The sequence below is a fragment of the Pseudomonas sp. SO81 genome (genome assembly GCF_030374125.1).
Classification (GTDB): domain Bacteria; phylum Pseudomonadota; class Gammaproteobacteria; order Pseudomonadales; family Pseudomonadaceae; genus Aquipseudomonas.
Genome location: NZ_CP126126.1, coordinates 906,556 through 926,089, shown reverse-complemented (window position 1 = coordinate 926,089; position 19,534 = coordinate 906,556). Strand labels below are relative to the sequence as shown.

14 protein-coding genes are annotated in these 19,534 nt (G+C 65.6%); 12 read left to right on the top strand and 2 right to left on the bottom strand.

Going from position 1 to position 19,534, the window contains the following annotated elements:
• Positions 1-2 precede the first annotated feature (2 nt).
• The 8 genes from truA (at position 3) to OH686_RS04325 (ending at position 7,864) form a co-directional block, all read left to right on the top strand.
• The gene (gene truA, locus OH686_RS04360) at positions 3-860 is read left to right on the top strand and encodes a tRNA pseudouridine(38-40) synthase TruA (protein WP_289536395.1); all 858 of its coding nucleotides are present in this window, start codon (positions 3-5) and stop codon (positions 858-860) included.
• A gap of 56 nt (positions 861-916) precedes the next feature.
• A complete protein-coding gene (locus tag OH686_RS04355; protein WP_289536394.1) occupies positions 917-1,537 on the top strand; it encodes a phosphoribosylanthranilate isomerase in 621 nt (206 codons plus the stop codon).
• Positions 1,538-1,668: 131 nt separating this feature from the next.
• Positions 1,669-2,544, top strand: a complete 876-nt coding sequence (gene accD / locus OH686_RS04350; protein WP_137972535.1) for an acetyl-CoA carboxylase, carboxyltransferase subunit beta — start codon at positions 1,669-1,671, stop codon at positions 2,542-2,544.
• Positions 2,541-3,839 carry a bifunctional tetrahydrofolate synthase/dihydrofolate synthase gene (gene folC / locus OH686_RS04345; RefSeq protein ID WP_289536392.1) on the top strand — a complete coding sequence of 433 codons (1,299 nt, stop codon included), beginning with the start codon at positions 2,541-2,543 and terminating at the stop codon, positions 3,837-3,839. Before accD ends, folC begins: the two co-directional genes overlap by 4 nt.
• A complete protein-coding gene (locus OH686_RS04340) occupies positions 3,823-4,443 on the top strand; it encodes an SPOR domain-containing protein (protein WP_289536390.1) in 621 nt (206 codons plus the stop codon). Before folC ends, OH686_RS04340 begins: the two co-directional genes overlap by 17 nt.
• A gap of 92 nt (positions 4,444-4,535) precedes the next feature.
• Complete coding sequence (locus OH686_RS04335; RefSeq protein ID WP_137972538.1) at positions 4,536-5,090, top strand: CvpA family protein; 555 nt, start codon at positions 4,536-4,538, stop codon at positions 5,088-5,090.
• A gap of 42 nt (positions 5,091-5,132) precedes the next feature.
• Positions 5,133-6,638 carry an amidophosphoribosyltransferase gene (gene purF / locus OH686_RS04330; RefSeq protein WP_137972539.1) on the top strand — a complete coding sequence of 502 codons (1,506 nt, stop codon included), beginning with the start codon at positions 5,133-5,135 and terminating at the stop codon, positions 6,636-6,638.
• Between the two features lie 14 nt (positions 6,639-6,652).
• Positions 6,653-7,864 (top strand): O-succinylhomoserine sulfhydrylase, encoded by a 1,212-nt coding sequence (locus OH686_RS04325; RefSeq protein WP_289536388.1) that lies wholly within the window; start codon positions 6,653-6,655, stop codon positions 7,862-7,864.
• Positions 7,865-7,910: 46 nt separating this feature from the next.
• Here the strand turns inward: OH686_RS04325 and gspD are convergent, their stop codons facing one another.
• Positions 7,911-9,872: a type II secretion system secretin GspD gene (gspD, locus tag OH686_RS04320; protein ID WP_289536387.1), complete on the bottom strand. Its 1,962-nt coding sequence runs from the start codon at positions 9,870-9,872 to the stop codon at positions 7,911-7,913.
• A gap of 5 nt (positions 9,873-9,877) precedes the next feature.
• Positions 9,878-10,522, bottom strand: coding sequence for a type II secretion system protein N (locus OH686_RS04315; RefSeq protein WP_289536386.1), 645 nt, complete (start codon positions 10,520-10,522; stop codon positions 9,878-9,880).
• Positions 10,523-10,795: 273 nt separating this feature from the next.
• Here OH686_RS04315 and OH686_RS04310 point away from each other — a divergent pair, with 273 nt between their 5' ends.
• The 4 genes from OH686_RS04310 (at position 10,796) to xcpS (ending at position 19,534) form a co-directional block, all read left to right on the top strand.
• Positions 10,796-13,429: a winged helix-turn-helix domain-containing protein gene (locus OH686_RS04310; RefSeq protein ID WP_289536384.1), complete on the top strand. Its 2,634-nt coding sequence runs from the start codon at positions 10,796-10,798 to the stop codon at positions 13,427-13,429.
• Between the two features lie 132 nt (positions 13,430-13,561).
• Positions 13,562-16,303 carry a peroxidase family protein gene (locus OH686_RS04305; RefSeq protein ID WP_289536383.1) on the top strand — a complete coding sequence of 914 codons (2,742 nt, stop codon included), beginning with the start codon at positions 13,562-13,564 and terminating at the stop codon, positions 16,301-16,303.
• 236 nt (positions 16,304-16,539) lie between these two features.
• Positions 16,540-18,051, top strand: a complete 1,512-nt coding sequence (gene gspE, locus OH686_RS04300; RefSeq protein WP_289536381.1) for a type II secretion system ATPase GspE — start codon at positions 16,540-16,542, stop codon at positions 18,049-18,051.
• 265 nt (positions 18,052-18,316) lie between these two features.
• Positions 18,317-19,534 (top strand): GspF family T2SS innner membrane protein variant XcpS, encoded by a 1,218-nt coding sequence (xcpS, locus tag OH686_RS04295; RefSeq protein ID WP_289532699.1) that lies wholly within the window; start codon positions 18,317-18,319, stop codon positions 19,532-19,534.

The following is a 19,534-nucleotide window of genomic DNA, read 5'->3' as shown; positions in this document are numbered from 1 at the left end:
CCATGTTTGAAGCAACACCAACAGGGGCGGCCGAAATGGCCGCCCCTGGCGTTTCCAGAATCGCTCTTGGCGTGGAGTACAAGGGCACCCGTTACCGTGGCTGGCAGCGCCAGGACAGCGGTGTGCCCACGGTGCAGGAATCGCTGGAAAAGGCCCTGTCGCAGGTGGCCGCCGAGCCGATCGGCCTGATGTGCGCGGGACGCACCGATGCGGGTGTGCATGCCAGCGGGCAGGTGGTGCATTTCGACACCCGTGCCGAGCGCCCGCTCAAGGCCTGGGTGATGGGGGCCAACGCCAACCTGCCTGCGGACATCAGCGTGACCTGGGCCAAGGTCATGCCGGCGCATTTCCACTCCCGCTTCAAGGCCTGTGCCCGGCGCTACCGCTATGTGATCTACAACGACCACATACGGCCTGCGCACATGGCCGAGGAAGTCACCTGGAACTACCGTCCGCTGGACGTGGCGCGCATGCGCGAAGCGGCCCGCCATCTGGTCGGTACGCATGATTTCACCTCGTTCCGCGCGGTGCAGTGCCAGGCCAAGTCGCCGGTGAAGACGGTGCACCACCTCGAGGTGATCGAGCATGGTCGCTTCATCATCATCGATGTACGCGCCAACGCCTTTTTGCACCACATGGTGCGCAACTTCGCCGGGGTCTTGATGACCATCGGTGCGGGTGAGCGCGAGCCCTCCTGGGTGCTCGATGCGCTGGCCTCGCGTGATCGCCGCGCCGGTGGCGTGACGGCTCATCCCTATGGCCTCTATCTGGTGCAGGTGGAGTATCCCGAGGAGTTCGAGCTGCCGCAGCGCTACCTGGGGCCGCACTTCCTCTCCTCGTTGCCACAAAGCTTCGGCTGAAACTGCCTCGCAGCTTTGCTACCATCGATTTTTCTTTCTCAGAAGGTGCCGGCACGTTGACAGCCGTTCGCGTCAAAATCTGCGGAATCACCCGGGTCGAGGATGCGCTGGCCGCAGCCGCGGCCGGGGCTGATGCCATAGGCCTGGTGTTCTATGCCAAGAGCCCGCGCGCCGTCAGCATCGAGCAGGCGCGGGCGATCATCGCCGCACTGCCGCCATTTGTGACCACGGTCGGCCTGTTCGTCGATATCGAGTGCGATGAACTGCAGCGGATTCTCGCCAGCGTGCCGCTGGACCTGCTGCAGTTCCACGGCGACGAGTCCCCCGAGCAGTGCGAAAGCATCAATCGCCCCTACATCAAGGCGCTGCGGGTCAAGGCCGGCGACGATATCGCTGCCCAGGTGAATCGTTACCCAGGGGCCAAGGGCATTCTGCTGGATACCTACGTCGAGGGTGTGCCCGGCGGAACCGGCGAGGCTTTCGACTGGTCACTGGTGCCTGAGGGGTTGAGCAAGCCGGTGATTCTGGCTGGCGGCCTGCATGCGGATAACGTCGCAGCGGCGGTGGCCAGGGTGCGTCCCTATGCGGTGGATGTCAGCGGCGGGGTCGAGGCGAGCAAGGGCATCAAGGATGCGGAAAAGATCGCGGCTTTCATTCGCGCGGCGCGTGGCGGTTGATGTGACGGCGGGCAGGCGCCTGCCGTCCATAACCCATTGCGCCCTGGCCGGGGTGCGGCACCCGCCGCCTTCGGCCTGAATCAAAGTTTGCCTGGGTCGCCCAAGACCCCGAACAGCTACGGAGAGTAAGCATGAGCAACTGGTTGAGAGAAAAGCTGATCCCCTCGATCATGCGTTCCGAGGTCAAGAAGAGCTCGGTGCCCGAAGGGCTCTGGCACAAGTGCCCATCCTGCGATGCCGTGCTCTATCGCCCCGAACTGGAAAAGACCCTCGACGTCTGCCCCAAGTGCAACCACCACATGCGCATCGACGCGCGCGCGCGCCTGGATTTGTTCCTGGACGCCGAAGGGCGTGAGGAGCTGGGTGCCGAGCTTGAGCCGGTGGATCGCCTGAAATTCCGTGACAGCAAGAAGTACAAGGACCGCATCGCCAGCGCCCAGAAGGAGACCGGCGAGAAAGACGCGCTGGTTTCCATGAGCGGCAAACTGCAGGGTATGCCCGTGGTGGCCTGCGCCTTCGAGTTCAGCTTCATGGGCGGCTCCATGGGCGCCGTCGTCGGCGAGCGCTTCGTGCGTGCCGCCAACGCCGCGCTGGAGCAGCGCTGCCCGTTGGTGTGCTTCGCCGCGTCCGGTGGCGCGCGCATGCAGGAGGCGCTGATCTCCCTGATGCAGATGGCCAAGACCAGTGCGGTGCTGGCGCGCCTGCGCGAAGAGGGCATTCCCTTCATTTCCGTGCTGACCGACCCTGTCTACGGCGGCGTATCTGCCAGCCTGGCCATGCTCGGTGACGTGATCGTCGCCGAGCCGCGTGCGCTGATCGGCTTCGCCGGTCCGCGGGTGATCGAGCAGACCGTGCGCGAGAAGTTGCCGGAAGGCTTCCAGCGCAGCGAATTCCTACTCGAGCATGGCGCCATCGACATGATCATCCACCGCAACGATCTGCGTCCGCGCCTGGCCCGCCTGCTGGCGCAACTGCAGCATCTGCCGACTCCCGCGGCCACTGCATGAGCCGATCCCTCGCCGACTGGCTGAGCTATCTGGAGCAATTGCACCCCAGCGCCATCGACATGGGTCTGGAGCGCAGTCGTGAGGTGGCTCGCCGGCTCGGCCTGGGCAAGCCGGCGCCTCTGGTGATCACCGTCACGGGTACCAACGGCAAGGGTTCCACCTGCGCCTCTCTGGCCTCCCTGCTGCGTGAGCAGGGGCTCAAGGTCGGCGTCTACAGCTCGCCCCATCTGCTGCGCTACAACGAGCGGGTTCAGCTCGAGGGGCGTGATGCCGACGACGCCGAGCTGTGCGAAGCCTTCGCGGCGGTCGAAGCCGGGCGCGGCGAGATTTCCCTGACCTATTTCGAGATGGGCACCCTGGCGGCGTTCTGGCTGTTCGAGCGCGCAGCGCTGGACGCCGTGGTGCTGGAAGTCGGCCTCGGTGGCCGGCTAGATGCGGTCAACCTGGTCGACGCCGACCTGGCGTTGGTCACCAGCATCGGTCTGGACCATGCCGACTGGCTCGGTGATACCCGCGAGTCGGTGGCCTTCGAGAAGGCTGGCATCCTGCGCCAGGGCAAGCCGGCGTTCTGCGGCGACTTGGATCCGCCGTTGCCATTGCTGCAGCGCGTGGCCGAGCTGGATTGTCCGCTGTTCCTGCGCGGGCGCGACTACGACCTGGCGGTGAGCGAAGGCGCCTGGCACTGGCGCGGCCTGACCGCCGATGGCCGAGTGCTGGAGCTGCACGACCTGCCTCTGCTGGATCTGCCCATGGAAAACGCCGCCCTGGCTCTGCAGGCCTATGCGGTGCTGGGCATGGCCTGGCAGCCGGAAAGGCTGGCCGCTGCGCTGCAGCGTACGCGCGTGACCGGCCGCCTGGATGTGCGCCGCGTGAACTGGCAGGGCAGGGAGCTGACGCTGCTGCTGGACGTCGGTCATAACCCGCATGCCGCCGAATACCTGGCCACGCGCCTAACCGCGCGGCCCCTCAAAGGCCGGCGTCTCGCCGTGTTCGGTCTGCTCGCCGACAAGGATCTGGAGGGCGTGCTGGCGCCGTTGCAGCTCGAAGTGCAGGGCTGGGCGGTAGCGCCACTGGCTAGCCCGCGCAGTCGTCCGGCTGGTGAGCTGGAGGCGGCGTTGCTCAACTTGGGCGCGGATGTGCGTGCCTGCGCCAGCGTGGCTGAGGCATTGCTGGTACAGTGTGGCCAGGCGAGCGAGGACGACGAGATCCTCGTGTTCGGATCTTTCTATTGCGTGGCCGAAGCCCTGGAGTGGCTCGGCCAACAGGCGGAGGCAGGCAATGGCAGTGCTGGATAAGGGGCTCAAGCAGCGGATCGTCGGCGCACTGGTGCTGGTGGCGCTGGCGGTGATCTTCCTGCCGATGCTGTTTTCCCGTGAGGACGAGTTGCGCCAGGTGACGGTGGATGCGCCGGCGATGCCGGACAGGCCGAGCATGCCGGATGTCGCCCTGGAGCCGGTGGTTGTGCCCGAGCCGGTGGCCGAGGACGAAGTGCCGCCGGTGGAGCCGGTGCCGCAGACTTCCAGCGAGCCGATTGCCGCGCCGACCCAGCCCGTTGCCGAGCCGCAGGCGCAAGCCCAGGCCCAGGCCCAGCCGCCTGTTGAAACGCCCGCACCGACTCAGGCGGCAACGAAGCCGGCCAGTGGCCTGGATGCCAATAACCTGCCGGTCAGCTGGTCGGTGCAATTGGCCAGCCTGTCCAGCCGCGCGGGTGCCGAGAAGCTGCAGCAGACCCTGCGCAGCGGTGGCTACAACGCCTATATCCGCAGCTTCGACGGCATGAACCGGGTGTTCGTCGGTCCGGTCATCGAGCGCGCCGAGGCCGATCGCCTGCGCGATCTGCTCAATCGCCAGCAGAACCTCAAGGGTTTCGTGGTGCGCTTCCAGCCGGAAAACGGCTGATTTCCTCTATCAGAGCCATATAGCGGCCCCGGCTTACCCGGCCGGGCACGCTCTGCTAGAATTCGCCGCCTTTCCCGTCTGTAGGCAGAAACGTGGCATTCACTTGGGTCGATTGGGCGATCATCGCCGTCATCGCCATTTCCAGCTTGATCAGCCTGCGCCGCGGCTTCTTCAAGGAGGCCCTGTCGCTGCTGACCTGGATCATCGCCGGTGTGGTCGCCTGGATGTTCGGTGGCGCCCTGTCGCAGCACCTGACGGATTTCATCGAGACGCCGTCGATGCGCGTCATCGCGGCCTGCGCCATTCTGTTTATCGTGACCCTGCTGGTCGGGGCGCTGATCAATTTCCTTATCGGTGAGCTGATCCGGGTGACCGGCCTGTCAGGCACCGATCGTTTTCTCGGCATGGTCTTCGGCGCGGCGCGCGGGGCCTTGCTGGTGGTGGTACTGGTGGGCCTGGTCAGCCTGGCCCCGGTACAACAGGATGAATGGTGGCAGCAGTCGACCCTGATGCCGCATTTTCTGATGGTGGCGGATTGGTCGAAGAATCTGATTCTGAGTCTGACCAGCCAGTGGCTCGCCAGCGGCATCACGCAGACGCCCGAGCTTCCGTCCTACGAGGGTCTCTTGCAGCCTAAACTGCCGTAAGAGCCTGGAACTACCTGATTCACTACACAGAGGTTGCGTCACATGTGCGGCATCGTCGGTATCGTCGGTAAGTCCAACGTCAATCAGTCCCTGTACGACGCCCTTACCGTGCTCCAGCATCGCGGCCAGGACGCTGCCGGCATCGTCACCAGCCACGGCGGGCGTCTGTTCCTGCGCAAGGATAACGGCCTGGTGCGCGATGTCTTCCAGCAACGCCACATGCAGCGCCTGGTTGGCCACGTCGGCATCGGCCACGTGCGCTATCCCACCGCCGGCAGCTCCAGCTCTGCCGAGGCGCAGCCGTTCTACGTCAACTCGCCGTACGGCATCACCCTGGCGCACAACGGCAACCTGACCAACGTCGAGCAGCTGTCGCGCGAGATCTACGAGTCCGACCTGCGTCATGTGAACACCAACTCCGACTCGGAAGTGCTGCTCAACGTGTTTGCCCATGAACTGGCGGTGCGCGGCAAGCTGCAGCCCACCGAGGAAGACGTGTTCGCCGCCGTCGCCGGCGTGCATGCCCGTTGCCGCGGTGGCTACGCCGTGGTGGCGATGATCACCGGCTACGGCGTAGTCGGCTTCCGCGACCCCCATGCGATCCGCCCGATCGTCTTCGGCCAGCGCCACACCGACGAAGGCGTGGAGTACATGATCGCCTCCGAGAGCGTCGCCCTCGACGTGCTCGGTTTCAGCCTGATCCGCGACCTGGCCCCAGGCGAGGCGGTGTACATCACAGAAGACGGCAAGCTGCATACCCGCCAGTGCGCGTCGAACCCGCAGTACTCGCCGTGCATCTTCGAGCACGTCTACCTGGCCCGTCCGGATTCGCTGATGGATGGCGTGTCGGTGTACAAGGCGCGCCTGCGCATGGGCGAGAAGCTGGCCGAGAAGATCCAGCGCGAGCGTCCGGATCACGACATCGACGTGGTCATCCCGATCCCGGATACCAGCCGTACCTCTGCCCTGGAGCTGGCCAACCATCTGGGCGTGAAGTTCCGCGAGGGCTTCGTCAAGAACCGCTACATCGGCCGCACCTTCATCATGCCCGGCCAGGCCGCGCGCAAGAAATCCGTACGGCAGAAGCTCAACGCCATCGAGCTGGAATTCCGCGGCAAGAACGTGATGCTGGTGGACGACTCCATCGTGCGCGGCACCACCTGCAAGCAGATCATCCAGATGGCCCGCGAGGCCGGTGCCAAGAACGTCTACTTCTGCTCGGCGGCCCCGGCCGTGCGCTACCCGAACGTTTACGGCATCGATATGCCCAGCGCCCACGAGCTGATCGCCCATGGTCGCAGCACCGAGGAAGTGGCCGAGCTGATCGGCGCCGACTGGCTGGTGTACCAGGACCTGGACGACCTGAAAGAGGCGGTCGGTGGCGGCAAGATCAAGATCGAGCACTTCGATTGCGCGGTGTTCGATGGCCAGTACGTGACCGGCGACGTCAACGAGCACTATCTGAACAAGATCGAGCAGGCGCGTAACGATGCGGCCAAGGCCGGCAGCCCGTCTGTCAGCGCCATCATCGATCTGCACAACGACTGAGGCCGGGAGCAGCCATGAGCCAGGATTGGGAAGCGGGACGGCTGGACAGTGACCTCGAAGGCGTCGGCTTCGACACCCTGGCGGTGCGTGCCGGCCAGCACCGCACGCCGGAGGGCGAGCATGGCGAGGCCATGTTCCTCACCTCCAGCTACGTGTTCCGTAGCGCCGCCGACGCCGCCGCGCGTTTCGCCGGCGAGGTGCCGGGCAACGTCTACTCGCGTTATACCAACCCGACCGTGCGCGCCTTCGAGGAGCGCATCGCCGCCCTGGAGGGCGCCGAGCAGGCAGTCGCCACCGCCTCCGGCATGGCGGCGATCCTGGCCATCGTCATGAGCCAATGCGGCGCCGGCGACCACGTGCTGGTGTCGCGCAGCGTGTTCGGCTCGACCATCAGCCTGTTCGAGAAGTACCTGAAGCGCTTCGGCATCGAGGTGGACTACCCGTCGCTGGCCGATCTGGCGGCCTGGGAGGCGGGTTTCAAGCCCAACACCAAGCTGCTGTTCGTCGAGTCGCCGTCCAACCCGTTGGCCGAGCTGGTCGACATCGCCGCCCTGGCGGAGATCGCTCATGCCCGCAAGGCGCTGCTGGTGGTGGACAACTGCTTCTGCACCCCGGCCCTGCAGCAGCCGCTGAAGCTGGGCGCCGACATCATCATGCATTCGGCGACCAAGTACATCGACGGCCAGGGCCGTGGCCTGGGCGGCGTGGTCGCCGGGCGCAAGGCCGAAATGGAGGCGGTGGTGGGCTTCCTGCGCACGGCCGGGCCGACCCTCAGCCCGTTCAACGCCTGGATGTTCCTCAAGGGCCTGGAGACCCTGCGCGTGCGCATGCAGGCCCACAGCGCCAGCGCTCTGCAACTGGCCCAGTGGCTGGAGACCCAGCCGGGCATCGACAAGGTCTACTACTCCGGCCTGCCCAGCCACCCGCAGCACGAGCTGGCCAAACGGCAGCAGAGTGCCTTCGGTGCGGTGGTCAGCTTCGAGGTCGCGGGTGGCAAGGAGGCGGCCTGGCGTTTCATCGACGCGACCCGGGTGATCTCGATCACCACCAACCTGGGCGATACCAAGACCACCATCGCCCACCCGGCGACCACCTCCCACGGCCGCCTGTCGCCGCAGGAGCGGGCCAATGCCGGCATTCGCGACAACCTGATTCGCGTCGCCGTGGGCCTGGAAGACCTGGCCGACCTCAAGGCCGATCTGGCCCGCGGGCTCGCCGCCCTCTGAAACGAAAACGCCGCTCACTGAGCGGCGTTTTTCATTGCCTCGATCGTTACTCGTCTGTCTTGCGCAGGTCGATGGCGGCTGCGCCCGGTTTGTCGAACAGGCGCTCGGCATTGCCCGGCAGGGTGCTGTTGCCCTCTTCGTCGGTACCCAGCACACTGATATCGCTGTACTTCTTGCCGGACAGGGTGGCCATGCCGGCGCGGTCGCGGACCACGGTCGGGCGCAGGAACACCATCAGGTTGCGCTTGATATGGGTTTCCTTGGTGGAGCGGAACAGACGGCCGAGCAGCGGGATATCGCCCAGCAGCGGTACCTTGGAGTCGGTGCTGGTGACGTCGTCCTGGATCAGCCCGCCGAGCACGATCACCTGACCGTCGTCGGCGAGGATCACACTCTTGATCGAGCGCTTGTTGGTCACCAGGTCCACTGCCTGGGAGTTGACCCCGGTGCTGGGGGCGATGGAGGAGATTTCCTGCTCCACTTCCAGGCGTAGGGTGGCGCCGTCGTTGATGTGCGGGGTGACCTTGAGGGTCACGCCGATATCCTCGCGCTCGATGGTGGTGAAGGGGTTGCTCGAGCCGGCGGCATCGGTGGTGTAGGAACCGGTCTGGAAGGGCACGTTCTGGCCCACCAGGATCTCCGCCTGCTGGTTATCCAGGGTCAGCAGGCTGGGCGTGGACAGCAGGTTGCTCTTGCTGTTGGAGGAGAGGGCGGTGATCAACGCGCCGAAACTGTCGGTGCCGATGCCGATGATGGCGCCGTCCGGCAGGGTCAGGTTATCGGGAATCTCGTCTTCCTGGATGGCCCGTAGCACGGTGCCCACCGACAGGCCGGTGTTGCCGAAGTTGACCCCGCCCAGGCCGCCGGTACTGCCGCGGGCATCCACCGCCCACTGCACGCCGAGGGCGTCGCTGATATCGCCGGAGATCTCGACGATGGCCGCCTCGACCATCACCTGGGCACGCGGTACGTCGAGGTTGCGCACGATCTCTTCCAAGGTCGCCACGGTATCCGGCTCGGCCAGCAGGACCAGCGCGTTGAGGCTCTCGTCGGCGCGGATCAGGATGTTCTGCGGCTTGCTGGTGCCGCCCGCTTCGCCACCGCCCTCGGGGGCCTTGAGCCCTTCGGAGATGTCGCCGAGGGTCTCGGCCAGGCTCTTGGCATCGCTGTGGCGCAGGCGGATCACCCGGGCATTGGCCGAGCGGGTGCTGGGAATGTCCAGCGAGCGGGCCAGGTTGACCAGGCGCTGACGGGCGGCGGGCGGGCCGAGCAGGATCAGGCGGTTGGTGCGCGCGTCGGCGATCACCCGGGTGCCGGAGCCGTCCTTGCGTTCGTTGCGCATCACCGCGCTGTTCAGCGCCTCGGCGGCGTCCAGCACCCAGGCGTGCTGCAGGTTGATCACGTTGTAGTCGCCGCCACCCTGGGAATCGAGTTGGTCGATCAGCTCGCGGATGCGTTCGATGTTGGCCCGGCGGTCACTGATGATCAGCGCATTGGAGGCGGCCACGGCGGCTAGGTGGCCGTTCTGCGGTACCAGCGGGCGGATCAGCGGGATCAGTTCGTTGACCGAGGTGTGCTGCACCTGGATCAGCTCGGTCTGCACGTCGTCCGGTGCGGCGTGGCTGCTGTTGGCGGCGCTGCGCGCCTCGGTGACCGGCACGATGCGCGCCTGGTCGCCCTGGGCCAGCACGCTGAAGCCATGGGTGCTCATCACCGAGAGGAACAGCTGGTAGACCTCCTCCAGCCCCAGCGGGGTCTTGGAGATGACCGTGACCTGGCCCTTGACCCGTGGATCGACGACGAAGGTCTCGCCGGAGATTTCCGCCACCTGGTCGATGAAGTCGCGGATATCGGCGTCCTTCATGTTGATGGTCCAGGTCTCGGCGCCCTGAGTGGCCGCTGCCGGCTCGGCCGCGATGGCCTGCGGCAGTGGGGCGGCGAGGCAGCTCGCGGCAAACAGCAGGGCGAGGGGAAGGCGTTTCTGCGACAGGAATTTGGAGTCGGTCATGGGCTTTATTCGGCTTCCGGTGTTTCGGGCGCGGGCATGTCGCCGTCGCCTTCCATGCGTTGTTGAAGGTCCTGGATGCGCTGCTGCAAAGCCTGGACGTCCTCGTCCTGCAGCTGTTCCAGTTGCTCGGCGGTCGGTTCCTGCGGTGCGTAGGGATCGGCGGAGTAGGGCGTCAGCGTGGGCGAGCGCAGGGCCGGGAAGTGCAGGCTCTCCTCGCGGCCGCCACGGTCGAGCACGATATGGTCCTTGTGCACGGCCTGCAGGGTGGTGCTGGAGTTGATCTCCTGGCCGACGCCGATGCGCTTGGGCTTGTCGCCGGCCACCTGGATGATGGCCGTGGAGCGCCGGGCGTCCGGATTGACGAAGCTGGCCAGCAGGGCCATCTGCTGTTTGGTGGGTGGTGCATTCTGATCGCCGGCGGGCCGGGCCGGGGTGCCGAACAGGTTCTGCAGCTGTTGCAGGGACACCTGCTGCGGCTGCGCGGCCGTGGTGGCGGCCGGTGCGCTCGGCGCTTCGCTGCGCAGCAGGCGCAGGAGGTCGACGCTCTGCTTGGTCATGCTCAGGGTGGTCAGCAGCACCACGAGCAGGCAAAGGCCGGTCACACCATGGCGTTGCAGCCAGGCGGGAAGGCGGATGCTGGTAACGCTCAAAGCATGAATCCCCCGTTGTTCTTCTTATTCGTGCGGGCTCTGTTCGGCTCGCATCGGTTGGGCCCGTACTCTGCGGGAGCCGCCAACCATACCGCAAGTATCCTGTCCATGGCGCACCTGCTTGATCTATCTGCGTGCTCGCGCACTGTTGCCGCACGTCGAGTCGCGCCCAGAAGCGTGAAACGTTTCGAAACTTCCTGGAAACGAGCCGCTATCATCGGCCCCCACGTGCTTCCCGTTCAACAATAAAAATAAGCCTGACGGATCACTGCAATGGAAGATCGCAAACCGCCTACCCCGGTTCCCGCGGGGTTTGCCCGTGCTGAGCTGCTCGAGTTGCTCAATCACTGCGCGCAATTTCCCCTGACCGTGCTGCTGGCACCCGCCGGCTCCGGCAAGTCCACGCTGCTGGCCCACTGGCAGGCGGGCAGGCCCGGACGCAGCGTGGTGCACTATCCGCTGCAGGCGCGCGACAACGAACCGGTACGCTTCTTTCGCCACCTGGCCGAGGGCATCCGCGCCCAGGTCGAAGACTTCGACGTTTCGTGGTTCAACCCCTTCGCCGCCGAGATGTACCAGGCGCCCGACGTGGTCGGTGAGTACCTGGCCGATGCGCTCAATCGCATCGACGGCGATCTCTATATCGTCCTCGACGATTTCCAGTTCATCAGTCAGCCGACCATCCTCGAAGTGCTCTCGGCCATGCTCGAACGCCTGGCGGGCGGTACCCGGGTGGTGTTGTCCGGGCGCAACCATCCTGGCTTCTCCCTCAGCCGGCTGAAGCTGGAAAACAAACTGCTGTGCATCGACCAGCACGACATGCGCCTGTCGCCGCTGCAGATCCAGCAGCTCAACGCCCACCTCGGCGGGCCCGATCTCAGCCCGGCCTATGTCGACAGTCTGATGGCCATGACCGAGGGCTGGATGGCCGGGGTCAAGGTGGCGCTGCTGGCCTATGCGCGTTTCGGCACGGTGGCGTTGGAGCGTTTCAACGGCAGCCAGCCGGAAATAGTCGACTACTTCGGTCATGTGGTGCTCAAGCGCCTGTCCCCGCAGATGCATGATTTCCTGCTCAGCTGCGCGATCTTCGAGCGCTTTGACGGCGAGCTGTGCGACCAGGTGCTCGACCGCTCCGGCTCGGCCCTGCTGCTGGAAGACCTGGCCGCCCGCGAGCTGTTCCTGCTGCCGGTGGACCAGTCGCCCGGCCACTATCGTTACCACGCGCTGCTGCACGACTTCCTGGCCAAACGCCTGGCCATGCACCAGCCGCAGCAGGTGCCGGTGCTGCACCGCCGCGCCGCCCTGCATTTCCATGCTCGTGGCGATCTGGAGCAGACCCTGCAGCATGCCCAGCGCAGTGGTGACCAGGCGCTGTTCCACTGTCTGCTGGAGGAGGCGTGCGAGCAGTGGGTGCGCAGCGGGCATTTCGCCGAAGTGCTGAAATGGCTGGAGCCGCTGAGCGAGGCCGAGCTGTGCGAGCGCCCGCGTCTGCTGGTGCCGATGACCTATGCGCTGACCCTGTCGCGGCGCTTCCACCAGGCGCGCTACTGTGTCGACGAGCTGGCGCAACGCTGCGCCGATCGTCCCGGGCTGGAGGCGCCGACCCGCCAGCTGCTGGCGCTGAACCTGGAGTTGTTCCAGTACGACCTGGCGTTCGACCCCGGCGAGCGCTGGTCGGACCTGCTGGCCCCCGGCATCTCCTCGGACATCCGCGCCCTGGCCCTGACCATCCTGGCCTACCACCATCTGATGCACGGCCGTCTGGAGCAGTCGATCCAGCTGGCCCTGGAATCCAAGGCGCTGCTGGCACGCACCGGCCAGCTGTTCCTGGAGAGCTATGCCGACCTGATCATCGCCCTGTGCAACCGCAACGCCGGCCGCGCCACCAGCGCACGCAAGGACGTCTGCCAGGACTATCAGCGCACCGAACGTTCGTCGCCGGCCTGGCTCAACCGCGCCACCGCCATGGTGGTGGCGTTGTACGAGCAGAATCAGCTGGCCGCCGCCCAGCAGCTGTGCGAGGACCTGATGGCCATGGTCACCTCCTCCTCGGCCACCGAGACCATCGCCACCGTGCACATCACCCTGTCGCGCCTGCTCTACCGGCGTCAGTCCCAGGGTCGTGCCGGGCGTCTGCTGGAGCAGCTGTCGCGCATCCTGCAGCTGGGCAACTACGCACGCTTCGCCAGTCAGGTGGCCCAGGAGAGCATGCGCCAGGCCTATCTCGACGGACGCCCGGCGGCGCTGGACAGCCTGGCTCAGCGCCTGGGCATCGAGGAGCGCCTGGCGGCCGGTGAGTGGGAGAAGGTGCGGCCCTACGACGAATGCTGGGAGCGTTACGGCCTGGCCGCGGTGTACTGGCTGGTGATGCGCGGCGCCCAGCCCCGCGCCTGCCGCATCCTCAAGGTGCTGGCGCAGTCGCTGCAGCAGAGCGAGATGAAGGCGCGGGCGCTGGTGGTGGAGGCCAACCTGCTGGTGCAGAGCGCGCCGCAGCAGACGTCGGAGCAGCAGATCAAGGCGCTGCTGGAGCTGGTGGCGCACTTCGGCATCGTCAATATCAACCGTTCGGTGTTCGACGAGGCGCCCGGCTTCGCCGAGGCGGTGTTCGGCCTGCTGCGTTCGGGGCAGCTGCAGGTGCCGGAGGCCTACAGCGAGGCCTATGCCGAGTTCCTTCTGGCCGAGAGCCAGGCGCCCTCGGCGTCCTTGCCGGACCTGGTGAGCCTGCTCACCGACAAGGAGGCGGAGATCTTCGCCTGCCTGCTCAAGGGGCTGTCCAACACGGAAATCAGCGCCAGCACTGGCATCGCCCTGTCCACCACCAAGTGGCACCTGAAGAACATCTACTCGAAGCTCAATCTCTCCGGCCGCACCGAAGCCATTCTCAGCATGCAGCAACGCAACAGCTGACGAATGGTGCACCTATTGTGCTCTGCCCCTCCCCGGGGAGGGGGGAGGGGGGCGCATAAATCCCTAATCTCCCGCCAGCCGGAAAACCGGCATTCAACCGTATTAGTACAAGAAGAATCGGGAGATACCGCCATGTCTGTTTGGGTCACATGGCCGAGCTTGGTCAAGTTCGGCACTCTGGGCATCTACGCCGCCCTGATCTCACTCGCGCTGGAGCGCGACGTGCTGTTCAAGGAAAACCTTTTCGACGTCGACAACCTGCCTGCCGCCAACGCCAAGATCACCTGTGACGCGCGCAGCCAGGTGGCACGTACCGAGGACGGTACCTGTAACATCCTCGCCAACCCCGCCGAGGGTTCGGTCTATCGCCGCTTCGGCCGCAACGTAAACCCCGCCGTGACCCATGGCGAAACCGAATCCGACACCCTGCTCAGCCCCAACCCGCGGGAAGTGAGTAACGTGCTGATGGCCCGCGGCGAGTTCAAACCGGCGCCCAGCCTCAACTTCATCGCCGCCTCCTGGATCCAGTTCATGGTGCATGACTGGGTAGAGCACGGCCCCAACGCTGAAGCCAACCCGATCCAGGTCCCGCTGCCGGCCGGCGACGTCCTGGGCAGCGGCAACCTCTCCGTACGCCGCACCCAGCCCGATCCGACCCGTACCGCCGCCGAAGCCGGCAAGCCGGCCACCTACCGCAACCACAACACCCACTGGTGGGACGGTTCGCAGCTGTATGGCAGCGACAAGGCCACCAACGACAAGGTGCGTTCCTTCGTCGACGGTAAGCTGAAGATCAACCCGGACGGCACCCTGCCGACCGAGTTCATCAGCGGCAAGCCGATCACCGGTTTCAACGAGAACTGGTGGGTTGGCCTGAGCATGCTGCACCAGCTGTTCACCAAGGAGCACAACGCCATCGCGTCGATGCTTAAGCAGAAGTACCCGGACAAGAACGATCAGTGGCTGTATGACCATGCCCGCCTGGTCAACGCCGCGCTGATGGCCAAGATCCACACCGTGGAGTGGACCCCGGCGGTGATCGCCAACCCGGTCACCGAGCGTGCCATGTACGCCAACTGGTGGGGCCTGCTGGGCTCCGGCCCGAACCGCGACAAGTACCAGGCCGAAGCGCGCATGCTGCAGGAGGATCTGGCTGGCTCGAACTCCTTCGTCCTGCGCATCCTAGGTATCGACCCGACCAACGTCGGCAGCTCGACCATCTCTCATGCCCTGAGCGGCATCGTCGGCTCGACCAACCCGAACAACTACGGCGTGCCCTACACCCTGACCGAGGAGTTCGTCGCGGTATACCGCATGCACCCGCTGATGCGTGACAAGGTCGACGTCTATGACATCGGCTCCAACACCATCTCGCGCTCGGTGCAGCTGCAGAACACCCGTGACCGCGACGCCGAGAACCTGCTCAATGGCGAGCATCCGGATCGTCTGTGGTACTCCTTCGGTATCACCAATCCGGGTTCGCTGACCCTCAACAACTACCCGAACTTCCTGCGCAATCTGTCGATTCCGCTGGTCGGCAACATCGACCTGGCGACCATCGACGTACTGCGTGATCGCGAACGTGGCGTACCTCGCTACAACGAGTTCCGTCGCGAGATCGGCCTCAACCCGATCACCAAGTTCGAAGACCTGACCACCGACCCGGCCACCCTGGCCAACCTCAAGCGTGTGTACGGCAACGACATCGAGAAGATCGACACCCTGGTCGGCATGCTGGCCGAGACCGTGCGTCCGGACGGCTTCGCCTTCGGCGAGACGGCCTTCCAGATCTTCATCATGAATGCCTCGCGCCGCCTGATGACCGACCGCTTCTACACCAAGGACTACCGCCCGGAGATCTACACTGCGGAAGGCCTGGCCTGGGTCGAGAACACCACCATGGTCGATGTGATCAAGCGTCACAACCCGCAACTCGACAGCAGCCTGGTGGGCGTGCAGAACGCCTTCAAACCCTGGGGTCTGAACATCCCGGCCAATTACCAGACCTGGCCGGCCAAGGCCAAGCAGGACAACCTGTGGGTCAACGGTGCCATGCGCACCCAGTACGCCGAAGGTGAGCTACCGCCGCTGGAGGGCATCAATACCTCGGCCCTGCTGGCCAACACCCTGTGGAAGAAGGTGCGTGAAGAGGGCGACGTGGTGCCGGCCGATTACGAGAAGGGTATGCACCAGCGTGGCGTGATGGCCAAGGTCAAGTTCAACCCCGTGGCCGGCAATCCATACACCGGTCTGTTCCAGGGCGCGGATAACGGCCTGCTGCGCCTGTCGCTGGCTGCCGATCCGTCTGGTGGCAGTGTGCAACCGGGCATGGCCTGGAAGGCCTTCGTCGATGGCAAGCCTTCGCGCAACGTCTCGGCACTGGCCAGTTGGAGCGGCCAGGGGCAGAACTACAACTTCTTTGCCAATGAAATGTCGCAGATCGTCCTGCCGGAAGGCACCGACAACTTCGGTCTGCAGGTGCTGTTCGCCGCAGTGACGCTGAAACCGACCCAGCTGCGCGTGGACGACATGGCGGAAGTGACCCAGACCGGTCAGGCCGTCACCGCGGTCAAGGCGCCGACGCAGATCTACTTCGTGCCGAAGCCGGAACTGCGTAGCCTCTTCTCCACCGCGGCCCACGATTTCCGCAACGATCTGGTGACCCTGGCCGCCGGTACCAAGCTGTATGACGTGTACGCCACCTCGATGGAGATCAAGACCTCGATCATCCCGTCCACCAACCGCAGCTACGCCCAGCAGCGTCGCAACAGCGCGGTGAAGATCGGCGAGATGGAGCTGACCTCGCCGTTCATCGCCTCGTCCTTCGGCGACAACGGTGTGTTCTTCAAGCACCAGCGCAGCGAAGACAAGTAATACGCTCCTTGCAGTACCAGAACCCCGGCAAATGCCGGGGTTCTTTTTTGTCTGCCCGATGTATTCCGACCCACGGCCATAACAATTCGCCGCTAGCGTTGTCGCTGTTTGTACAAACCTGCGAAATCCGCACTGCAGTTTTGCTTGGAAATCCGTTAACTTGACGCCTCAGTCGTGCCGCATAACAACAAAAACAACAGCTAGATGGATCTTCTGTTTCAGGAACGGGCCCGCACATGTCCACCGATACCCACGCCGCACTAGCGGCCCCGGCAGGTCCTACCTTGCGCTCCCTGCCATTCGCCTTCGCCAAACGCCACGGCGTGCTGCTGCGCGAGCCCTTTGGCCAGGCGCAACTGCAGGTGCGTCGCGGCGCCAGCCTGGCGGCCGTGCAGGAGGCCCAGCGCTTCGCCGGTCGCGTACTGCCGCTGCACTGGCTGGAGCCGGAAGCCTTCGAGCAGGAGCTGACCCTGGCGTACCAGCGCGATTCCTCCGAGGTGCGGCAGATGGCCGAGGGCCTCGGCGCCGAACTCGACCTGGCCAGCCTGGCCGAACTCACTCCCGAATCCGGCGACCTGCTCGAGCAGGAAGACGATGCGCCGATCATTCGCCTGATCAATGCCATCCTCAGCGAGGCGATCAAGGCCGGCGCCTCCGACATCCATCTGGAAACTTTCGAGAAACGCCTGGTCGTGCGCTTTCGCGTCGACGGCATCCTGCGCGAAGTGATCGAGCCGCGCCGCGAACTGGCCGCGCTGCTGGTGTCGCGGGTCAAGGTCATGGCGCGCCTGGACATCGCCGAGAAGCGCGTGCCGCAGGACGGGCGCATCTCGCTCAAGGTCGGCGGCCGCGAGGTCGATATCCGCGTATCCACACTGCCCTCGGCCAACGGCGAACGGGTGGTGTTGCGTCTGCTGGATAAACAGGCCGGGCGCCTGTCGCTGCAGCACCTGGGCATGAGCGAGCGCGACCGCCGCCTGCTCGACGACAACCTGCGCAAGCCCCACGGCATCATCCTGGTCACCGGCCCCACCGGCTCGGGCAAGACCACCACCCTGTACGCCGGCCTGGTCACCTTGAACGACCGCTCGCGCAATATCCTCACGGTGGAAGACCCGATCGAGTATTACCTGGAAGGCATCGGCCAGACCCAGGTCAACCCGCGGGTGGACATGACCTTCGCCCGCGGCCTGCGCGCCATCCTGCGCCAGGACCCGGACGTGGTGATGGTCGGTGAGATCCGCGACCAGGAAACCGCCGACATCGCGGTGCAGGCCTCGCTGACCGGTCACCTGGTGCTGTCCACCCTGCACACCAACAGCGCCGTCGGCGCCGTCACCCGCCTGGTGGACATGGGCGTCGAGCCCTTCCTGCTGTCCTCCTCGTTGCTCGGCGTGCTGGCCCAGCGCCTGGTGCGCGTGCTCTGCGTGCACTGCCGCGAGGCGCGCCTGGCCGACGAGGCCGAATGCGGCCTGCTCGGCCTCGATCCGCACAGCCTGCCGCAGATCTACTACGCCAAGGGTTGCCCCGAGTGCCACCAGCAGGGCTACCGCGGCCGGACCGGCATCTACGAACTGGTGATCTTCGACGACAAGATGCGCACCCTGGTGCACAACGGCGTCGGTGAGCAGGAACTGTTGCGGCACGCCCGCAGCCTCGGCCCGAGCATCCGCGACGACGGTCGGCGCAAGGTGCTGGAAGGGGTGACCACCCTGGAAGAAGTACTGCGCGTGACTCGAGAAGATTAGGGTCTGCTGATGTTTTTTCACGGCCGCGACGGCGCCGTTTTTTGCGCGGAGCTAGGCGCGAGGAGAGAAGTTTGGTGATTCCAAATGAACGACGAGTAACGACGCGCCGCGCAAAAAACGGCCCGTCCTTGCGGGTTGCGCGCCAAAAGACGCCGTGCGGCGTTGCGGGACTTGGCAAGGGGGGCACCATTACCTGCGTCCCGCGCCTAGCCTGGCGTCTTTTGACGCTGCAACGCGGCTCGCGAAAAAACATCAGCAGACCCTAATGGCCGCCTTCGAATACGTCGCCCTCGACACCAAGGGCCGCCAGCAGAAAGGCGTACTGGAAGCCGACAGCGCGCGCCAGGTACGCCAGCTGCTGCGCGAGAAACAGCTGGCGCCGCTGCAGGTGGAGCCGGCGCACCGCAAGGAGCACAGCGAGACCTCGGGTGGCTTCAGCCTGCGCCGCGGCCTGTCGGCCCGCGACCTAGCCCTGGTCACCCGCCAGCTGGCGACCCTCATCGGCGCCGCGCTGCCGATCGAGGAAGCGCTGCGCGCCGCCGCGGCCCAGTCGCGCCAGCCACGCATCCAGTCGATGCTGATCGCCGTGCGCGCCAAGGTGCTTGAAGGCCACAGCCTGGCCAATGCCCTCGGTTCATTTCCCGCCGCCTTCCCCGAGCTGTACCGCGCCACCGTCTCGGCCGGCGAGCATGCCGGGCACCTGGCGCCGGTGCTGGAGCAGCTGGCCGACTACACCGAGCAACGCCAGCAGTCGCGGCAGAAGATCCAGATGGCGCTGCTCTACCCGGTGATCCTGATGCTGGCCTCGCTGGGTATCGTCGGCTTCCTGCTCGGCTACGTGGTGCCGGACGTGGTGCGGGTGTTCGTCGACTCCGGGCAGACCCTGCCGGCGCTGACCCGCGGCCTGATCCTGCTCAGCGAACTGGTCAAGGCCTGGGGCGCGCTGGTCATCGTGCTCGCGGTGCTCGGCGTGATCGCCTTCCGCCGTGCCCTGCGCAACGACGACCTGCGCCGGCGCTGGCATGCCTTCCTGCTGCGTCTGCCGCTGATCGGCGGACTGATCGCGGCTACCGAGACGGCACGCTTCGCCTCGACCCTGGCCATCCTGGTGCGCAGCGGCGTGCCGCTGGTGGAGGCCCTGGCCATCGGCGCCGAAGTGGTGAGCAACCGCATCATCCGCACCGACGTGGCCAACGCCACCCAGCGCGTGCGTGAAGGCGGCAGCCTGTCGCGGGCCCTGGAGGCCAGCCGGCAGTTCCCGCCGATGATGCTGCACATGATCGCCAGCGGCGAACGCTCGGGCGAGCTGGACCAGATGCTGGCGCGCACCGCGCGCAACCAGGAGAACGACCTGGCGGCCACCATCGGCCTGCTGGTGGGATTGTTCGAGCCGTTCATGCTGGTGTTTATGGGAGCGGTGGTGCTGGTGATCGTGCTGGCCATCCTCCTGCCGATTCTTTCTCTGAACCAACTGGTGGGTTGA

Excerpts from the sequence above, each read along its gene's own strand:
- truA (WP_289536395.1), top strand. The coding sequence starts at position 3 with ATGTTTGAAGCAACACCAACAGGGGCGGCCGAAATGGCCGCCCCTGGC.
- accD (WP_137972535.1), top strand. The coding sequence starts at position 1,669 with ATGAGCAACTGGTTGAGAGAAAAGCTGATCCCCTCGATCATGCGTTCC.
- folC (WP_289536392.1), top strand. The coding sequence starts at position 2,541 with ATGAGCCGATCCCTCGCCGACTGGCTGAGCTATCTGGAGCAATTGCAC.
- OH686_RS04340 (WP_289536390.1), top strand. The coding sequence starts at position 3,823 with ATGGCAGTGCTGGATAAGGGGCTCAAGCAGCGGATCGTCGGCGCACTG.
- purF (WP_137972539.1), top strand. The coding sequence starts at position 5,133 with ATGTGCGGCATCGTCGGTATCGTCGGTAAGTCCAACGTCAATCAGTCC.
- OH686_RS04325 (WP_289536388.1), top strand. The coding sequence starts at position 6,653 with ATGAGCCAGGATTGGGAAGCGGGACGGCTGGACAGTGACCTCGAAGGC.
- gspD (WP_289536387.1), bottom strand. The coding sequence starts at position 9,872 with ATGACCGACTCCAAATTCCTGTCGCAGAAACGCCTTCCCCTCGCCCTG.
- OH686_RS04310 (WP_289536384.1), top strand. The coding sequence starts at position 10,796 with ATGGAAGATCGCAAACCGCCTACCCCGGTTCCCGCGGGGTTTGCCCGT.
- OH686_RS04305 (WP_289536383.1), top strand. The coding sequence starts at position 13,562 with ATGTCTGTTTGGGTCACATGGCCGAGCTTGGTCAAGTTCGGCACTCTG.
- gspE (WP_289536381.1), top strand. The coding sequence starts at position 16,540 with ATGTCCACCGATACCCACGCCGCACTAGCGGCCCCGGCAGGTCCTACC.
- xcpS (WP_289532699.1), top strand. The coding sequence starts at position 18,317 with ATGGCCGCCTTCGAATACGTCGCCCTCGACACCAAGGGCCGCCAGCAG.